Origin of the sequence: Exiguobacterium sp. MH3 (assembly GCF_000496635.1) — a bacterium.
Classification (GTDB): domain Bacteria; phylum Bacillota; class Bacilli; order Exiguobacteriales; family Exiguobacteriaceae; genus Exiguobacterium_A; species Exiguobacterium_A indicum.
Genome location: NC_022794.1, coordinates 536520 through 553876, shown reverse-complemented (window position 1 = coordinate 553876; position 17357 = coordinate 536520). Strand labels below are relative to the sequence as shown.

The following is a 17357-nucleotide window of genomic DNA, read 5'->3' as shown; positions in this document are numbered from 1 at the left end:
GATTATACCCTGTTCTGAAGTGATTGATGCCATTCACGCACAGCATCTGTCATTTGCTGCGCAGCGAGTTGCCGATCTTCTTTAGCAAAAATTTCTGAGATGACGGCATACCCTTCTAGCGGGATAGGCAGAGAGGAGACATTCGTTGCTGTGATTCCACCAATACCGATTAGAGGTAATCGTACGGCTTCTCGAATTGCCTGAAGCATCGTGTGCGACATGGAATCAGCGTCCGCTTTGGATGACGTCGCAAATAGAGACCCCACGCCTAAATAAGATGCTCCGTCTCGTTCTGCTTCAATCGCTTGTGCAACAGTGGCTACTGACACACCAATCACGGCATCTGGTAAAAGGCGACGTGCTGCGGTTAAAGGAATGTCTTCTTGTCCGATATGCAAACCAGCTCCGACGAGTAACGCGATATCAATCCGGTCATTGATGATCAAAGGAATGTCGTGTCGATCCGTCAGTCTCTTCAACCGAACTGCCTGATCGAAGAATTCCTTTCCTTGCGCTGTTTTTTCCCGTAGTTGCACGATCGTTGTCCCACCTAAAATGGCTTCCTCAACGACCGTCTCGATCGCGACTCCAGGATGGTACCGACGATCCGTCACTGCATAGATGGAGTAATCAATTGACACGTTCTGTCACCTCCACCAGATCTTGTACCGTCATGAGGCTGATTGCATTGAACAACTCTCGTTTAAAATCACCAAGACCTTGCGCGGAGGCTGCTTGTTCTCCTGCTTTTCCCATGACGAATGTTCCGTGAACAGCCGCCTCAAACGCTGTATATCCTGCACCGAGGAAGCTCGCAATCAAGGAGGCCGTCATACAGCCCGTACCCGTGATGTCTCCTAGACGAGGTGTTCCTACATGTAATTCCATTTCGCGCGTTCCATCCGTGATATAGTCGTTCGGACCTGTCACGACGAGGACAGATTTGTGTTTGCGAGCGAATGCACGAATACTTTCTCGATCCATCATTGCATCTCCCGCAGCATCGACTCCCTTAGTTCGTCCGTCTTCCCCAAGTAACGTCTTGATTTCAGAAGTATTTCCTTTGATGACCGTACACCCGAGATCAATGAGTTCTTTAGAAAAGTCAGTACGTAATGTCGTTGCTCCTGCTCCAACTGGATCAAGAACGATCGGGACATTTAAACGTCCCGCTTCACCGGCTGCAAGTCGTTGAGCTGCTTGCATGTCTGCATCGATCGTACCAATGTTTAAGACAAGGGCTTGCGCGAGTCTAACCATTTCTTCTACTTCGCGAATATCTTCCGCCATGACGGGTGATGCTCCAACAGCGAGTGTGACGTTTGCGCAGTCATTGATCGTCACCGTGTTCGTCAGATGGTGAATGAGTGGTTTGTGTTCAAGAATGGTCGTAAACATGTGTATCCCTCCAAAGTGAATGAAAATGATGTGTCGGTCCAATACCTTGTCCGAGAGCAAATCCATGACGAATCGCCTCCGTGACATAGCTCTTTGCTTGTCTTACACTATCTGTCAAATCTTCTCCAAGCGCCATCCGCGCCGCAATCGCCGCAGATAAGGTACAACCAGTTCCATGAGTATGTTGATTGTCTAACCGTTCCGATGTGAAGCGGTGTTCTACTTCCCCATCAAACAACAAATCCGTCGCAGCTCCTGAGAGATGTCCACCTTTTAGTAATACTGCCCCTGTCTGTGTAGCTAATTGATGCATCGCCAGTCGCATTTCATCTAGATTGGTGACCGATCGTCCTGTTAAACGCTCCGCTTCCGGTAAATTTGGTGTGACGAGTGTCGCAAGCGGTAAAAGCTCCGAAATCAATGCTTGTTCAGCCTCCGTCCGCAATAGGGCATGACCGCCTTTAGCGACCATGACGGGATCTAATATGATCGGAACTGTCTGTTTGCGGAGATGTGTAGCAATGACACGAATCGTCTGCGCATTCGAGACCATTCCGATTTTGATCGCATCGACACGAATGTCTGAAAAAATCGACGTTAACTGGGCATCTACGATTTCTGGAGATAACTCTTCCACCGCTTGAACACCCAACGTATTTTGCGCCGTGACAGCTGTCAGGACGCTCATTCCATAAACGCCTAAAGCCGAAAAGGTTTTTAAATCTGCTTGAATCCCAGCTCCACCACCGGAGTCGGATCCTGCAATCGTCAGTACATGTTTCATGTTCTTTTCACCTTCCCATCGAGCAATGTAAGGGAGTCGTGACCGACAAAAAAAGCGTCGACCGCTGTAAAAAAGCAGTCGACGCTATACGAAAGCGTTATACACGCATTCCGGTATCCGTTCGGCTCAACTTTCCTACGCTGGTATTATCCAGTTCAGGTAATAGGGTCGAAAACAGATTGGTTTTCCTCTCAGCCGGATTCCTCCAGCTCCCCTAGTTGCTCAAGTATTCGTTTCGCCTTAACTGTAGCACAGCAGCAAAAAAAAAACGAGCCGAAGCCCGTTTTTTGATTACAGATATGCCAATGGATTCACTGCATTCAGAGGAGAAGAAGCACTATATTGATAACCTCCGACATGTAGTTCGAAATGTAAGTGTGGTCCTGTTGAATTTCCTGTACTACCAAGTGTTCCGACTTGCTGACCTTGAGAGACCGTTTGTCCTGCATGAACAGATAATGAGCTCATATGAGCGTAAACCGTCGTATAGACTTTTCCATCCAAGAAATGCGAAATCATGACGTGGTTTCCGTAAGGTCCACCACCTGATGCTGTAATGACGGTTCCGGCTGCTGCTGCGACGATCGGAGATCCGACGGGACCTTTGAAATCGACGCCATTATGGAATGTATAACCGTTTGCTCCACTAGCTGGTCCGAACCCTTGTGATACCCCACCAGAAGATGGTCGGACAAATTTCCCACCACCTGAAGCGATTGGTGTTGTATCTGAACTTGTTGATTCTGTATTCTTATTGGCTTGTTTTGCTGCTTGAGCACTTGCTTTAGCAGCTTTTTCAGCTGCCGCTTTCTCTGCTGCTGCTTTTTCAGCCGCTGCTTTAGCCGCTGCCTTCGCTGCCGCAATCGCACGTTCTTGCGCTTCGAGAGTCGCTTGCAGTTCTTTTGCGTCTAACAGTTCTGTCGTAAACTTCGTCTTCCCTTTTCGTAATTTTTTGAGTGTAGCACTACGCTCTTTCATTTGAGCTTTCAACGCTTTTTTTTGTTCAAGCAATACTTTCTTTTCTTGCATTTGCTCCGCTTTTTTCTCAACGAGTGCTTGTTTTGCTTCTGCTAATTTTTTTTGTGTCGCGATGTAATCTGAAATCATTTTATCATCTTGTTCAGCAATCTTTTTACCCGCCATGACTCGGCTGAATAAATCACCTAAATCCTTTGATCCAAAAATGACTTCTTCCCACTTAATCGAGTTTCCATCGTTTTCTTGGAAAACACGTAAACGATCACCGAGAAGTTCTTCCTGCTTCTGTAGCATCTCCTCGTAACGAACGATGTCTGCCTTTAACTCATCGATTCGATTGCTTAACTGTTTAATTTGTTTATTTTTTTCGGAAACTTGGAAAATCTTTTCGTTAATCGCTGCGTCGATTCGATTGATTTGACGTTGTTCTTTTGAAATTTTAGCTTCTTGCTTTTTAATCTCTTTTTCTAATTTACGTTGTTCAGCGGCATTTTCTGCCTTTTTTTCTTTAATCGTTGCTGCCGCGATCGGTTGTGTACCTGTTGTAAGTAATGCCCCTAAAACAATGGTAGAAATTAGTTTTTTTAGCATATATCGTTTTCCTCACTTATGTATTTTCATTTTTTATTATAGTATTCAAGTTTCTCTCATATCTGAAATAGATTATAGCACCCTAATCGTTTCAAAAAAATTTCATTTACATTTCAAGTGAAAACGTTTTTTTGTAATATATATATTTCTTATCAAATATAAAAAAAAGAATCGTTGCATATGCAACGATTCTTCACTGTTTAAAACATAGTCATTGGATTTACTGAGTTAGCTGGACCTGTTGCACTGTAGCTGTATCCACCAACGTGAATTTCGAAGTGCAAGTGTGGACCTGTTGAGTTTCCTGTGCTACCACGTGTACCGATTTGTTGACCTTGGCTGACGCGTTGACCTGCACTAGCGTTCAATGAACTCATATGTGCATAGACTGTCGTATATGTCTTCCCGTTCAATTGGTGAGCAATCATGATGTGATTTCCGTAAGGGCCGCCACCTGATGCTGTAATGACTGTACCAGTTGCAGCTGCAACGATCGGCGTGCCAACTGGACCACCGAAGTCAATCCCGTTATGGAACGTATAACCGTTTTCTCCGCCTGCAGAACCATACCCTTGTGTCACAGCACCAGCAGTTGGATGAATGAAGAGTCCGCCTGATGATGGTGACGGTTTAGGTGTCGCAGGAGCTGACGGTGCTGGCGCAGTTGGTGCTGGTGTAGATGGTTTTGGTGCCGATTGTTTCGTCGAACCAGAAGGTTTTGCTGATTGCGCTGCCTTCTCTTGTGCTGCTTGCTGAGCTGCTGCTTCTTTAGCGGCTTGTTGTTCCGCTTCTTTTTGAGCTGCTGCTTGAGCTGCTTCAGCTTCTGCTCGTGCTTTTGCTTCACGCGCCGCTTGAGCTTGACGTTCTTTTTCGATTCGTGCTTCACGTTCACGCGCTGCTTTTTCAGCTGCAATCGCTTTTTCTTGAGCGATCAAAATTTGCTGGACTTCTTTTGCATCCATCAATTGTGTTTCGAACTTTTCTTTTTTCTTACGTAGTTCTTTTAAGCGTTTGTTCCGCTCTTTTAATTGTGATTCAAGATCCGCTTGTTGACGTTTTAATTCTTTTTTCTCAACGACCAACTGCGCTTTCTTTTCTTTTACTTTTTGCTGCGCATCCGCTAATTGTTTTTGCGTATTTTGGTAATCCGTAATCATTTTATCATCTTGTTTTGAAATGGATTTCCCTGCCATGACACGGCTTACGAGGTCACCAACGTTTTTAGCGCCAAAGATGACTTCTTCCCATTTGATTGAGTTTCCATCATTCTCTTGCATGACACGAAGACGATCACCGAGTAGTTTTTCTTGGCGTTTTAGTTTCGCTTTATATTTCTCGATTTCTTTTCCAAGCTCCACGATTTCACGTTCTGTTGCTTTGATTTGACGATCTTTTGTTTCGACAGCAAAGATTTTTTCGTTCAACGCTTCGTCTAGTCGATTGACTTCTTGTTGTGTTTTAGAGATTTTTTTACCTTCTTGATTAACAGAAGACTCTAAGTTTTTTTGCTTTTTAGCATTGTCTTGTTGCTGTTGTTCGTTTTTGGCTTTCTGTTCACTTAAATCGTCTGCTGCTGCAAAATGAGGTGCTGATGAAAGAACCAGTGCGGAAACGATGAGCGACGCGAACGTTTTTTTCATGTAGTATTCCCTCTTTTTCTGTAGTATATGTTTTATGATTTATCGTAGAATATTTAAGTTAAATTTAAATTCTGTAATCTTTTTTCTTTTTTATAAGAACGTTTTTGATTATAGCATTCATTCCTCTTCCATAATATTTCAGTGATATTTCAATTTAAATAAATCTTTCCTCTTCTATGTAATAGAAACATTTGGAAGGTAACTCATCGTTGCAACTTTGGAGTGTTTTTGGGAAACTGAAGCGAACAGAAGGAGGATGTCATATGAAATTAGACCACACTGGAATTGCCGTTCGCGACATGCAGGAAGCCATTTCATTTTATACAAACGTACTTGGAGGAACCTTAACAAAAGAGTACTCGAATCCTGCGCCTGGTGTTGCTTCCAATATTGCGGTCATCGAGTTCGATGATGCGCACATCGAGTTGTTAACGCCAACAAGTCCGGATAGTCCAATCGCTCGTTTTTTAAAACAACGTGGGAAAGGTGTCCACCATATTGCTTATCGCGTAGAGAATTTAGATCAGGCGATTGAAGAAGCAAAACAACGAGGCTTAACATTTTTAGAAGATACGTATCGAACGACGCCGTTCGGACGACGACTAATTTATATGAATCCTCGTCATTCACACGGCGTCATTACGGAACTCTGTGATTATCCAGAAAACCCCTAAAAAAAAAAAAAAAAAAAAATCAACACTGCGTTATCGCAGTGCTGATTTTTGTTCTATACCATTAGCCAAGTTTTGCAACGATTTCCCGGTTGAATGCAGGAATATCATCTGGTTGACGACTTGAGACGAAATTATCGTCGACGACGACTTCTTCATCTGCAAAGTCCACACCAGCATTTTCTAAATCAATTCGAATTGATTTATAACCTGTCATTTTTCTTCCTTTGACGATTTTTGCATTAATCATCAATTGTGGTCCATGGCAGATCGAGAAAATTGGTTTTTTCGACATATCGAATTCTTCGACGAATGAGATAAAACGCTCGTCTTCTCGAAGTAAATCTGGTGAAAAACCGCCTGGAATCAGGAGAGCATCGTAGTCTGCTGCTGAAGTCTCATCAATCGAGAGATCAACATTTACTTTTGCCTCTTCCTGTTTGCCGACGAGTTCTGCACCTTTTTTAGCACCAATGACAGTAATCTCGTGCCCTGCTTCTTTTAATGCATCAACCGGTCCTGTGAATTCTACATCTTCAAAATGATCGGCGAGTACGACTGCTACTTTTTTAGACATGTGATTCATCCCCCAAGTTGTTTGATTTAAATCGGATCTTCTCCGCGATCTCGTGGAGAAACCGTATCATCTGGCATTTCGTCTTTTCCTTTTAGGATTTCCTTTTGTTGCTCCTCTGTCAGTTTCCGTTCTTTATCCGACAGACGATCCCGTTCATCTTCAAACTCTTCATTTGGACGATCGGTTTCTTTCGGTGCCATGGAAAACCCTCCTTATGATTCGTCGATTATGCTTATAGTGAATCGACGACTTTAACAGAAAGATCAACATCAATGTTGCCACGTGTCGCTTTTGAGTACGGGCAGAAATTGTGTGTCTTCTCTAGTAAGTCTTCGGCTTCTTCCTGTGATACGCCAACGACCTCGACGACGAGTTTCGCTGCAATTTTTACACCGTTATCCGCTTCATCCTGTAAGAGGCTGACTTCTGAATTCGTCCGCGTCTCGACTCGTTTTTTTGCTTGGCGCGCCATTAAGTTATAGGCACCATCAAAACAAGCGGCATATCCTGCTGCGAATAACTGTTCCGGGTTTGATGTCGGAATGTCTTCTTTGCCTTTTGTTCCTGGCATGACTAAATCGAGATTAATGACGTTATCGTCTGAAGCGACTTTCCCGTCGCGACCACCGACTGCAGATGCACGTGAAGTAAGAATGACGTTTGACATGATAGAAAACCCCTTTTCCTGTTGAATTAAAAAATGCTTTTTTTGCCACATAGACAGTAATACCCGTCACTGAGGGAGATAAACACAAGATGTGTCTATCACCTTAGCTAATCATTTTTTAAGTAGACAAAAAAAGACGATGAACTCGAAGTTCATCGTCTTGCACATTCTATTTCTTATCCAATCTCTTCTGTTGCAGTTTCTTCTTGATCAGGCAATTGAAGATAAATCGATTTCACTTGATGATTATCGACTTCCATGACTTTGATCGTGTATTCCTGATAGCGGAATTCTTGACCACTCGACACTTCCGTATCCTGTGCCATGACCCAGCCACCAATCGTATCGATGTCTTCTTCTTCGATTCCTAAGTTAAAGCGTTCATTTAGGTCATCAATCAAGACACGGCCTGAGATGCGGTATAATCGCTCATGAATTTGTTCGATATCTGCTTTCTCATCTTTATCGAATTCATCTCGGATTTCTCCGACGATTTCTTCCAAGATGTCTTCCATCGTGATGACACCAGCCGTACCACCGTATTCATCGATGACGAGTGCCATCGGTGTCCGTTCCACCTGCATTTTCAGCATGGCATCTTGAAGCGGCGAATATTCGGATACAATCGGCAAGTTGTGGATGTAATAGCTTAATGCTTTTCCTTTATTCGCCATATGATCCGTAAATAATTGTTTCGCATTGATGAAGCCAAGGATTTTATCCTTATCTCCTTCTTCCGCTACTGGGTAACGTGTGAACTGATACTCTTCAACGAGGCGAATGATGTCCTCCATCGATGCATCGTTCGAAATCGTGATTAAGTCCGTCCGCGGTAACATGATGTCTTTCGCGATCCGCTCATCGAACGAGAAGATGTTCTGCATGTAGGAAAGCTCAGTCTGGTTGATTTCTCCACTCTTATAACTCTGTGTCATGATGATTTTAATCTCTTCTTCAGAATGGACTTCTTCGTGTCCCGCTGGCTCGACGCCAAACAACCGAAGAATGATTCGTGCTGAACCGTTCAATGTCCAGATGAAAGGTTTCATGATTTTACCGAACCAATATAGTGGTGGCGCGAGTAACATCGTGATCGCTTCCGTTTTTTGAATCGCTAAAGATTTTGGAGCAAGTTCTCCAAGCACGACATGAAGAAACGTTACAATCGAGAATGCAAGAACGAACGAAATGATCGTCGAGACGGAGTTCGGAATGTCAATCTCTTCGAACAACATACCGAGAATCGCACCTACCGTTGATTCTCCTAACCACCCGAGACCAAGCGCTGTCACGGTAATTCCAAGTTGACAGGCCGATAAATAATAATCCAAATTCTCAAGTAGCCTCTTCGCCACTTTCGCAGTCTTGCTTCCTTCTGTAATCAACTGATCGATTCGAGACATTCGCATTTTGACGACCGAAAATTCGGCAGCTACAAAAAAAGCGGTTAAGACGATGAGTAGTGCAATGACGAGTAGCCGAATGATGATCGTCGTCGTGTCGAATGTCTCCATTGAGTGTGTACTGTCCAATCGTTTCCCCGAAGAAAGGGGATTCACCTCCATTAATATAAAGCCAGATGCCGAGGCATCTGGTGGTTTACAGCAAAAAGAAGCTTCAGACTTTCAAAGCTTCCCTACTTTTTCATATTCATACTATAACGGAACTTTCATAAAATGTGTACTTGAAGACATCATTTCAGACCGTCAGACGACATAGAGAATAAAGATTACGATCATGAGTAACATCGCGATTCCCTTTAATAAGGCACTTGATAAGATACCAAGGACTGTTCCGATCCCAACTGAAACCGAGGTTTGCCATGTTTTTTTACTAATGATTTTTTCCGTCAAGATGGCAAAGACAAACGGGAAAATTAATAATCCGATACCTGGCAAAATAAACGGTCCCGCAATCAATCCGACTGTCGTTGCAATCTTAGCCGCTTGTGAGCCTCCTCGTCGATCGACGGTGTAGGCGCTGACGAGATAATCGAGCGTAAATAAGAGAATGATGAAAATCGCTTGAATCACCCAAAAACTAATCGATAGTTCAGAGAACCCGAATCCGAATCCATAAATCAAAAAACCAACTACTAAAATCGGCGCACTTGGGATGATCGGATACACGAGACCTGCAAAAGCGACTAGAAAACAGACGACGATCAGACTCCATAACAAGATTGTCACTTTCTATTCCTCCCTTCTTTTGATTCTCTTGCCCTTTTTACGTCGAAGGGGAGACAAAAGTTTCATTCAACGCCCGATGGATTTGATTTTGTAAAAAATCACGATCCCAGTCGTTCATTGTTTCAAAATGTACTTCCGAACAGATGTATGGAATGAATCGTTGAATCGTTTCATAGTGAGCAGGTAAGGCTTGTCGCTTCATCGTTCCAAGCGACTCGAGCATCGTCGCGAGAACTGAAATATCCTCTGCTCCGTAATGTCGGAGTTGATAAAACGTCGTGTACAACAATTGTTGGTAGGTTTCCCTGACGACGATATGTTGCTGGTCCTTTCCAACAACTAGTACACCATCTGGTATTACGGCATACTGTCGCATTAAGTCACCAATGATCCGAACCGCATGTCTCGCTGTATTCGGATCATTGATTCCTGGAGAAATCGCACGTAAAGCAACTTCACTTAATTTTTCAAGAACAAATGCAAAATCCTGTTCTGAAGATTTCGTCGGTCCAATTAAGATACTTTCATTGATATCCCGGCAAGTCGCCCGTCCGATGGCTTCTCCCTCTGTTACGAATGAGCCGACCGTTCGATCAATATACACGCGGTCTTTCTGATCAAAAGCATCATAATCGACTGCTTGAATATATCCGGTTCGAGTTGCCTGAATAAGATGTGGATAATTTGTCGTCATCTTTCTTTCAGTAATCTTTTGTTCTCCCGATTCTAGATGTTCGACTTGCCGTTTCAATAATTCGTTCCCTTCTTCGTGTAATCGATCCAGTAATGTCGTCACGCGAATCGACTGGCTGACGATATGAATGAATGCGACGAATGCCACGATCGATATCAACACGACGAGAACCGCTACTGTTGAAGCGACGACACTCGTCTTCAAAGCCGGACGAAGAAAAAAGAGCATCGTCATCGAGTAACTGACCGCTCCAATGAATATACCGAAGATGTGTTGCACTTGCCGATTCTCGATGAAGTTAGGCAATGTCCGAGGTGAGAATTGTGATGAATAGGTCGTCAATACGACAAGAATGGTCGAGAACGTGAACGTCATCATGGCGAGCAGTCCGGTAAAAACCGAACTATGGATCGTCTGTGCTAAGCCAAGTGTCGTTTGCCACTCTTTTGGAAACCAGTCCGATACATACACATCCAACCACGTCACAATCCCTGTTAATCCAATCCCAATGAGACCATATAACAATGGCCACCACCAGTTGATTTCTCGAGACAGGACTTTCAGCTTCTTCAAAATAAAATCCCTCCTTTTTATAGCACTATATTGATTGAATTCCTGATTTAAAGCGCTTTAAAACCCATCTGCCTGACTGATTTTGAGCAATATATTTGGTCGAAGTGCACGGATGTGTTTTACTTCTTTTCATAACGTGAATAACTTAATTGTTATGAAAACGAATGGGAGATGAAATGATATGGCTCAACAAAACGAAGCAACATTGCATACAGATTTCACGAAGATTTACATTGATGGTCAGTGGCGCACAGGCGCAAGTGACAGCAACATGACGAACACGAATCCTTTTACGGGTGAAGAGCTCTTTACAATCTCTGCAGCGAATCAACAAGATTTAGATGACGCTTATGAAGCGGCTCAAGTCGCTCAAAAAGACTGGGCGAAAGTTCCTGCCTTAAAACGTCAAGGCTTGATCGAAAACTTCTTGAAAGTCTTGTACGAAGAGAAAGAAACGATAATCGAATGGTTGATCAAAGAGTCTGGAAGTACACGCATTAAAGCGGAAGGCGAATTCCTTGCTTCTGTCTTGATCGTCAAGGAAGCTGCGACTTTCCCACTTCGGATGCACGGTGAAATTCGTCCATCGGTCGTACCAGGCAAAGAAAACCGGATTTACCGTAAAGCACTTGGCGTCATCGGCGTCATCAGTCCATGGAACTTCCCGTTCCACTTAGCTGTACGGTCGATCGCTACTGCCATTGCCATCGGGAACGCAGTCGTTGTCAAACCAGCTACGGACACACCTGTTTCAGGTGGATTGATTTTTGCTAGTCTATTTGAAAAAGCTGGATTACCAAAAGGTGTCTTGAATGTCATCGTCGGTCGTGGTTCAGAAATCGGTGATGCTATCGTCGAACATCCTGTACCACGCTTGATTTCATTCACAGGGTCCACTGAAGTTGGTCGTCATATCGGTGAACTTGCTGGTAAACACCTGAAGAAAACAGCGCTTGAACTTGGCGGAAACAACGTCTTCGTCGTACTTGATGATGCTGATCTCGATCGTGCGGTCGAATCTGCTGTCTACAGCAAGTTCTATCACCAAGGTCAAATTTGTATGTCGACGAACCGAATTCTCGTCGCTTCTTCGATACATGATGAATTCGTCGAAAAATACGTCGCTCGTGTAAAAGAGCTACAATACGGTGATCCATCACATGATCGGACACAAGTCGGACCACTCATCAACCAATCACAAGTTGAACGGATTCTTGAAGATCTCGAGAAAACAAAAGCTGCGGGTGCAACCGTTCGTGTCGGCGGCGAAGCAAAAGATAATGTCATCGCACCTACTGTCGTCACGGGTGTTACGAACGATATGCCACTTGCTAAAAATGAAATCTTTGGACCAGTTGCTGTCATCATCCCGTTCGATACGGATGAAGAGGCACTCGAAATCGCGAACTCACTTCCATACGGATTGAGTGGCGCTGTCCATGGTTCTTCTATTGAACGCGCGACTGCCTTTGCGCTTGAAGTCGAGACAGGTATGATTCACATCAACGACCAATCAGTCAACGATGAGCCACATATGCCATTTGGTGGTGAAAAAGATTCAGGACTCGGTCGCTTCAACGGTGAGTGGGTACTTGAAGAATTCTCGACTGTCCAATGGTTGTCTGTCATGCACGATCGTCGTCAATACAAACCATTCTTCGAGTAATATATGAGTAGGGTTTTCCCCCTACTCTACATAATTTTGTTAAGGAGTGATTTCACATGCCATTATTACGATTCGACGTCATTGAAGGACGTTCAGAAGAAGAGTTGAAAACGTTACTCGACACCGCACACGATGCGATGGTCGAAGCATTTGATGTGCCGGAGCGCGATCGTTATCAAATCGTGCATACGCATAAAGCGCATGAGATGATCATTCAAGATACTGGACTCGGATTTGAACGGAGTAAAGATATCGTTCTTATTAGTGTAACGAGTAAAACGCGGACGGAAGAGAAAAAACAACGTCTCTACCAATTACTCGCCGAACGCTTACAAGCAAACTGCGGACTCGCACCGACTGATTTGATGGTGTCGATCGTCGAAAATGATGCAGCCGACTGGAGCTTCGGTCTTGGCGAAGCACAGTTTTTAACGGGTAAACTATGATCGTCTGTAAATAGAACAAAAAGGGACGTATGTTATCGGTAATTTCCGGTAACATACGTCCCTTTATTTGTTCTTACTTCATTAAACAAAAGAGAACCTTCACATGACTTACTCCTTCGTTTCTTCCGCCTTCTCCCGCGGATTTTCCCGTTGCAGCGGTGCTTTCCAACTAAATTGATCAGGTTCTGGAACGAAATCGAGACCACCTGGATGAAACGGTTGGCACCGTAACAATCGACGCGTCGTCAAATAACTCCCTTTTACTGCACCATGACGTTCAATCGCCTCCATCCCGTAATGGGAGCATGTTGGATAAAATCGACATGTGGCTGGCTTCATGGGAGAGATGACTTTCTGATAAAAACGAATTCCTCCCATTAAGACACGTTTCATAACGTCCCTTCTTTCCTCTTTTTTTCTAGTGTAACGCATCTGTCCATCATTTTCAGATGTTCTGCCTTATACTAAAAGCAGATTTAAAAGAAGGATGTGTTGAGATGAAGGCATTAACTTTCCACGAATTTGGAGGTTCTGATGTATTACGCTTCGAAGACGTGCCAACGCCAACAATTACTGAACAGGAAGTTCTGATTGAAATGAAAGCGATCGGTTTGAATTTTGCAGACATCTATCGCCGAAAAGGAAACTATCATTTAGAAGGACAGCCTCCCTATATTTTAGGGTATGAAGGTGCAGGAGTCATCACCGCAATCGGTGCTGCTGTTTCAACGTTCCACGTAGGTCAACGAGTTGCTTTTGCGGATGTCCCGCTTGCGAATGCTGAGTACGTCGCAGCACCCGTTGATAAATTGATTCCGCTTCCTGATGGTATCTCATACGAAACAGCAGCTTCTGTCTTATTACAAGGGTTAACAGCGCATTATTTAACTCGAGATAGCTATCATGTCCAACCGGGAGATGTCGTCTTAGTGCATGCCGCTGCCGGTGGCGTTGGGCAGTTGTTGACACAGCTCATTCGCTTGCTTGGGGCAACTCCGATTGGATTGACGTCTTCTCCTGAGAAAGCACGGATCGCTAAAACTGCTGGCTGTGAATCTGTCTATTTATATTCAGAGAACTGGGTCGAGCACGTACTCGCGCAAACTTCTGGTAAAGGGGTCGATGTCGTTTATGAGTCTATCGGTTCTACCTTAATGGATAGTTTCCATATCACGAAAGTCCATGGGACAGTTGTCTTCTACGGTATGGCAGGCGGTGATCCTGCACCTGTTGATCCCCGCTTTTTGATGGATACGTCCAAAACATTGACGGGTGGTGATCTTTGGAACGTATTAACATCTTCTGAAGAACGCATCCGTAGATCGGGTGAACTGTTTGATTGGATTCTATCCGACCATCTCACCCTGTCTTCGCCTACAACATTCAGATTATCTGATGGCAAAGCAGCACATGACTTTTTGGAAAGCCGACGCAGCACAGGAAAACTACTTTTGCTCCCTTAACTCGCTTTTTTCGAGACGACTCCCTGCGAGTCGTCTTTTTTATGTGAAATCAAGATTATCGATTGCTTTTTTTTAATGAAGAGAGTAAAGTAAACCTCATCAAAACCTAAAACTCAAATTAGTTTTGAGTTTTAGAAAGGGGATTTGTATTTATGTTTCGCTCAGAATGGAAGAAATTGAAGAGTCCGATGATGATCGTCGTCATTCTCGCCCTCATCCTCGTACCGTTTCTCTACAACTCCATCTTCTTATCTGCATTCTGGGACCCATACGGTCGTACAGAAGATATTAAGGTTGCTATCGTCAACGAAGACAAAGCAACGAAGTTTAAAGGAGAAAAAGTCGACATCGGGGATCAGTTCGTCGACAAACTCAAAAAAAATGATGATTTTGATTGGCAGTTCTTGTCTCAGGACAAAGCCGAAAAAGAACTACGCGACGGAAAAGTCTACATGACGGTTGTCATCCCGAAGAATTTCTCTAAAAATGCAACGACACTACTCGATGATCATCCAAAAAAGATTGAGTTGGAATATTACTTGAACCCAGCCAAAAACTACTCGGGCACACAAATTTCGAGTACGGCTGCCAAACAATTAAACGAAAAGATCCGTAAATCCGTGACAAAACAATACAGTAGTGCGATCTTCGGTGCGTTAAAGAAAATTGCAAACGGTATGGAAAAGGCATCGGACGGTTCTTCTAAACTAGAAGATGGCAACCACAAAACAGCGGATGGTGCTAAAACACTGGCTACGAACCTCGGAAAACTTGCGGATGGCAGTCTGACACTATCTGAAAAGCTCGGGGAAGCAAATCAAGGTTCAAAAAAACTCAGTGACGGTGTCACGACACTCGACGAAAAAACTGCTCTCTTCGCTCAAAAAACGGGTGAGTTGTCTTCTGGGTTGAACACGCTAGACGAAAATGGTGGTAAGTTGCAAGCCGGTGCCGCGCAACTAGAAGACGGAGCAACAAAACTCAGCGGTGGCTCGACACAAGTCCGTCAAGGGGCAGAGCAACTGGCTGCGGGTACGGCTCAGCTCAACGAAAAAATTCCTCAGTTGACGGACGGATTAAATCAACTGGACGAGAAAGCTCAGGCAGCTAATGTATTATTAAATCAATTGAATCAAGATGCTGCACAATCTAAACAAGATCTACGTGCGCGTCGAGAAGCGCTTGAAGCAAATGCCGCTCAACTAAAACAAGTTATTTCCGCTTCTGATCAATTATCAGATGAGGAGAAACAAACGTTACTTGGAACAATTGGAACGTTAGAAGAAAATATTAAAAGCCTCGCTGCGCAAGAAGGGGCAATCGATCAAAGTCTTGCTCAAGCAACCGAAGCGACGAAAAAAATCGGTCAACTTGCTGCTGGCGGTAAGCAAGTCGAGTCCGCCGTATCGCAACTGAACGCAGGTCAAGTAAAACTCGTCGACGGTGCGAAGCAAGTCGAATCTGGCGCACAACAATTAGCAAGCGGACAAAAGACATTCAATGAAAAACTCGGTCAATATACTGCAGGCGTGCATAAAGCGGCAACAGGCGGTACACAACTGGCTGACGGAGCTAATCAACTTTCAGATGGCACACACCAACTCCAAACAGGAGCTAGCGCGTTAACTAACGGGTTAGGTCAATTGGCATCTGGTTCAACTACGATTACAGACGGTATCGGTAAAACGACCGATGGGGCTTCAAAAATCGCGGATGCCAATACGAAACTTGAAGATGGGGCTAAAACGTTGAAGGACGAGCTTAGCAAAGGAGCTAAAGACGCCACTGTCAAGCCAACGAAAGAGCGGGACAATATGCTCGCAGAACCTGTCGTCTTAAAAGAACATGACTATTCGACGGTCAACAACTACGGTTCTGGTTTATCAGCTTACATCCTTAGTATCGCCTTATTCGCAGGTGCCTTGATGTTCTCGTCTGTCTACCAGATTCGTCCAGAACATGGTGAGAGTCTGACATGGCGCTTCCTTGTCGGTAAATTATCACTCATCTTACCGATCGGCGCATTACAAGGTGTCGCAGCGGCTACGGCCATCGTCTATGTTCTCGATTCTGATGTCGCGAGCGTTCCTGCACTCTACGGATTCGCCGCCTTAACAGGTATGACGTTCATCACGATTCTGTTCACGCTCGCGATGCTACTCGGTCGCGTCGGACAATTCCTTGCCTTCCTACTACTTCTGCTTCAAATCGGTGGTAGTGGCGGTACGTTCCCAGTCGAGATGACGCCAAGCTTCTTCCAAGCGATTCACGCCTTCTTACCAATGACGTATTCAGTCGGTGGATTCCGTGAAGCCCTTGGACTCGGTGTGACGGACACTCTCATCTCAAATAGTCAAGTCCTCGCGACCATCCTAGTCGTCGCATTGATCATCAGCTTCGTTGGAGGGCTCGGAGCCAAGCGGATTCTACTCTCAACGAAAGTGAGACGAAAACAACATGACACAGTCTGATAAAGAAACACTGATACTAGACTCAGCGATGGCTTGCTTTTCTGAACTTGGTTATAAGGGTACGACGATCGAGCGTGTCGCCCGACGCGCTCACGTCGGAAAACCGACCGTCTACCAACTGTTTGAAAGTAAACTCAACTTGTTCGAATCGCTCGTAACCCGTGTGCTGCAAGAGATGAAAGAAGAAGCAGAACGCGCTTACGTCGAACATGCGACGGTAGAAGAAAATAAGCAAGCAATGATCGATGCTATCGTCTATCATCAGCAACAACATTTGTTCATTCTTCAAATCATTGAAGAAACACGTAATCTCAAATTACAAGAAATGCAGGAACTACGGACACGTATCGAACGGCATGTCGTCGAATATCTTAAAACGCTCCTTGAGACTCGCCTTGGACAAAATGATCGTGACGTACCAGTAGATGTCACAGCATTTCTGATTTTCCGGACGTATATCGCATTGATTGCCGAATGGCCATCGATTGCGCATCCACTTGAGCTCGATACGATTCGTCGTGCCATGCTACGTATTTTATGAATCAAAAA

General features: G+C 44.3%; 18 protein-coding genes and 1 riboswitch. Of the genes, 6 read left to right on the top strand and 12 right to left on the bottom strand.

The window, feature by feature from the left end:
- Positions 1-2 precede the first annotated feature (2 nt).
- The 5 genes from thiE to U719_RS02760 form a co-directional block, all read right to left on the bottom strand.
- Positions 3-641, bottom strand: a complete 639-nt coding sequence (thiE, locus tag U719_RS02780; protein WP_023467191.1) for a thiamine phosphate synthase — start codon at positions 639-641, stop codon at positions 3-5.
- Positions 631-1398 carry a hydroxyethylthiazole kinase gene (gene thiM / locus U719_RS02775; protein WP_023467190.1) on the bottom strand — a complete coding sequence of 256 codons (768 nt, stop codon included), beginning with the start codon at positions 1396-1398 and terminating at the stop codon, positions 631-633. Before thiM ends, thiE begins: the two co-directional genes overlap by 11 nt.
- Complete coding sequence (gene thiD / locus U719_RS02770; RefSeq protein WP_023467188.1) at positions 1379-2182, bottom strand: bifunctional hydroxymethylpyrimidine kinase/phosphomethylpyrimidine kinase; 804 nt, start codon at positions 2180-2182, stop codon at positions 1379-1381. Before thiD ends, thiM begins: the two co-directional genes overlap by 20 nt.
- Positions 2183-2297: 115 nt before the next feature.
- Positions 2298-2408: riboswitch (TPP riboswitch) on the bottom strand.
- Between the two features lie 65 nt (positions 2409-2473).
- Complete coding sequence (locus tag U719_RS02765; RefSeq protein WP_023467186.1) at positions 2474-3751, bottom strand: murein hydrolase activator EnvC; 1278 nt, start codon at positions 3749-3751, stop codon at positions 2474-2476.
- Positions 3752-3951: 200 nt separating this feature from the next.
- Entirely contained in the window at positions 3952-5391 is a 1440-nt protein-coding gene (locus tag U719_RS02760) for a murein hydrolase activator EnvC (protein ID WP_023467184.1), read from the bottom strand.
- Between the two features lie 263 nt (positions 5392-5654).
- Between U719_RS02760 and mce the strand changes: the two genes are divergently transcribed.
- Complete coding sequence (gene mce, locus U719_RS02755) at positions 5655-6065, top strand: methylmalonyl-CoA epimerase (RefSeq protein WP_023467183.1); 411 nt, start codon at positions 5655-5657, stop codon at positions 6063-6065.
- Positions 6066-6126: 61 nt separating this feature from the next.
- On the opposite strand, the gene U719_RS02750 is transcribed toward mce, so the two are convergent.
- The 6 genes from U719_RS02750 to U719_RS02730 form a co-directional block, all read right to left on the bottom strand.
- On the bottom strand, positions 6127-6639 hold the full coding sequence (locus tag U719_RS02750) for a type 1 glutamine amidotransferase domain-containing protein (RefSeq protein ID WP_023467181.1): 513 nt from the start codon (positions 6637-6639) through the stop codon (positions 6127-6129).
- A 26-nt stretch (positions 6640-6665) separates the two neighbouring features.
- Positions 6666-6839 carry a hypothetical protein gene (locus U719_RS16905; protein WP_023467179.1) on the bottom strand — a complete coding sequence of 58 codons (174 nt, stop codon included), beginning with the start codon at positions 6837-6839 and terminating at the stop codon, positions 6666-6668.
- A 32-nt stretch (positions 6840-6871) separates the two neighbouring features.
- Positions 6872-7306, bottom strand: a complete 435-nt coding sequence (locus tag U719_RS02745; protein WP_023467178.1) for an organic hydroperoxide resistance protein — start codon at positions 7304-7306, stop codon at positions 6872-6874.
- A gap of 176 nt (positions 7307-7482) precedes the next feature.
- Complete coding sequence (locus U719_RS02740) at positions 7483-8820, bottom strand: hemolysin family protein (protein ID WP_023467176.1); 1338 nt, start codon at positions 8818-8820, stop codon at positions 7483-7485.
- Positions 8821-9012: 192 nt separating this feature from the next.
- Positions 9013-9495, bottom strand: a complete 483-nt coding sequence (locus tag U719_RS02735; protein ID WP_023467174.1) for a DUF456 domain-containing protein — start codon at positions 9493-9495, stop codon at positions 9013-9015.
- Between the two features lie 37 nt (positions 9496-9532).
- Positions 9533-10762, bottom strand: coding sequence for a DUF2254 domain-containing protein (locus U719_RS02730; RefSeq protein WP_023467172.1), 1230 nt, complete (start codon positions 10760-10762; stop codon positions 9533-9535).
- A 181-nt stretch (positions 10763-10943) separates the two neighbouring features.
- Here U719_RS02730 and U719_RS02725 point away from each other — a divergent pair, with 181 nt between their 5' ends.
- A complete protein-coding gene (locus tag U719_RS02725; RefSeq protein WP_023467170.1) occupies positions 10944-12428 on the top strand; it encodes an aldehyde dehydrogenase family protein in 1485 nt (494 codons plus the stop codon).
- A gap of 56 nt (positions 12429-12484) precedes the next feature.
- Positions 12485-12874 carry a tautomerase family protein gene (locus tag U719_RS02720; protein ID WP_023467167.1) on the top strand — a complete coding sequence of 130 codons (390 nt, stop codon included), beginning with the start codon at positions 12485-12487 and terminating at the stop codon, positions 12872-12874.
- Positions 12875-12982: 108 nt separating this feature from the next.
- Here U719_RS02720 and yidD read toward each other — a convergent pair whose 3' ends face one another.
- A complete protein-coding gene (gene yidD / locus U719_RS02715; RefSeq protein ID WP_023467166.1) occupies positions 12983-13267 on the bottom strand; it encodes a membrane protein insertion efficiency factor YidD in 285 nt (94 codons plus the stop codon).
- 104 nt (positions 13268-13371) lie between these two features.
- Here yidD and U719_RS02710 point away from each other — a divergent pair, with 104 nt between their 5' ends.
- The 3 genes from U719_RS02710 to U719_RS02700 all read left to right on the top strand — a co-directional run bounded on the left by U719_RS02710 (position 13372) and on the right by U719_RS02700 (position 17349).
- Positions 13372-14337 carry a quinone oxidoreductase gene (locus U719_RS02710; protein ID WP_023467165.1) on the top strand — a complete coding sequence of 322 codons (966 nt, stop codon included), beginning with the start codon at positions 13372-13374 and terminating at the stop codon, positions 14335-14337.
- A gap of 152 nt (positions 14338-14489) precedes the next feature.
- On the top strand, positions 14490-16808 hold the full coding sequence (locus U719_RS02705) for a YhgE/Pip domain-containing protein (protein ID WP_023467164.1): 2319 nt from the start codon (positions 14490-14492) through the stop codon (positions 16806-16808).
- Positions 16795-17349, top strand: coding sequence for a TetR/AcrR family transcriptional regulator (locus U719_RS02700; protein WP_023467163.1), 555 nt, complete (start codon positions 16795-16797; stop codon positions 17347-17349). The genes U719_RS02705 and U719_RS02700 overlap by 14 nt, the downstream gene beginning before the upstream one ends.
- Positions 17350-17357: the final 8 nt, after the last annotated feature.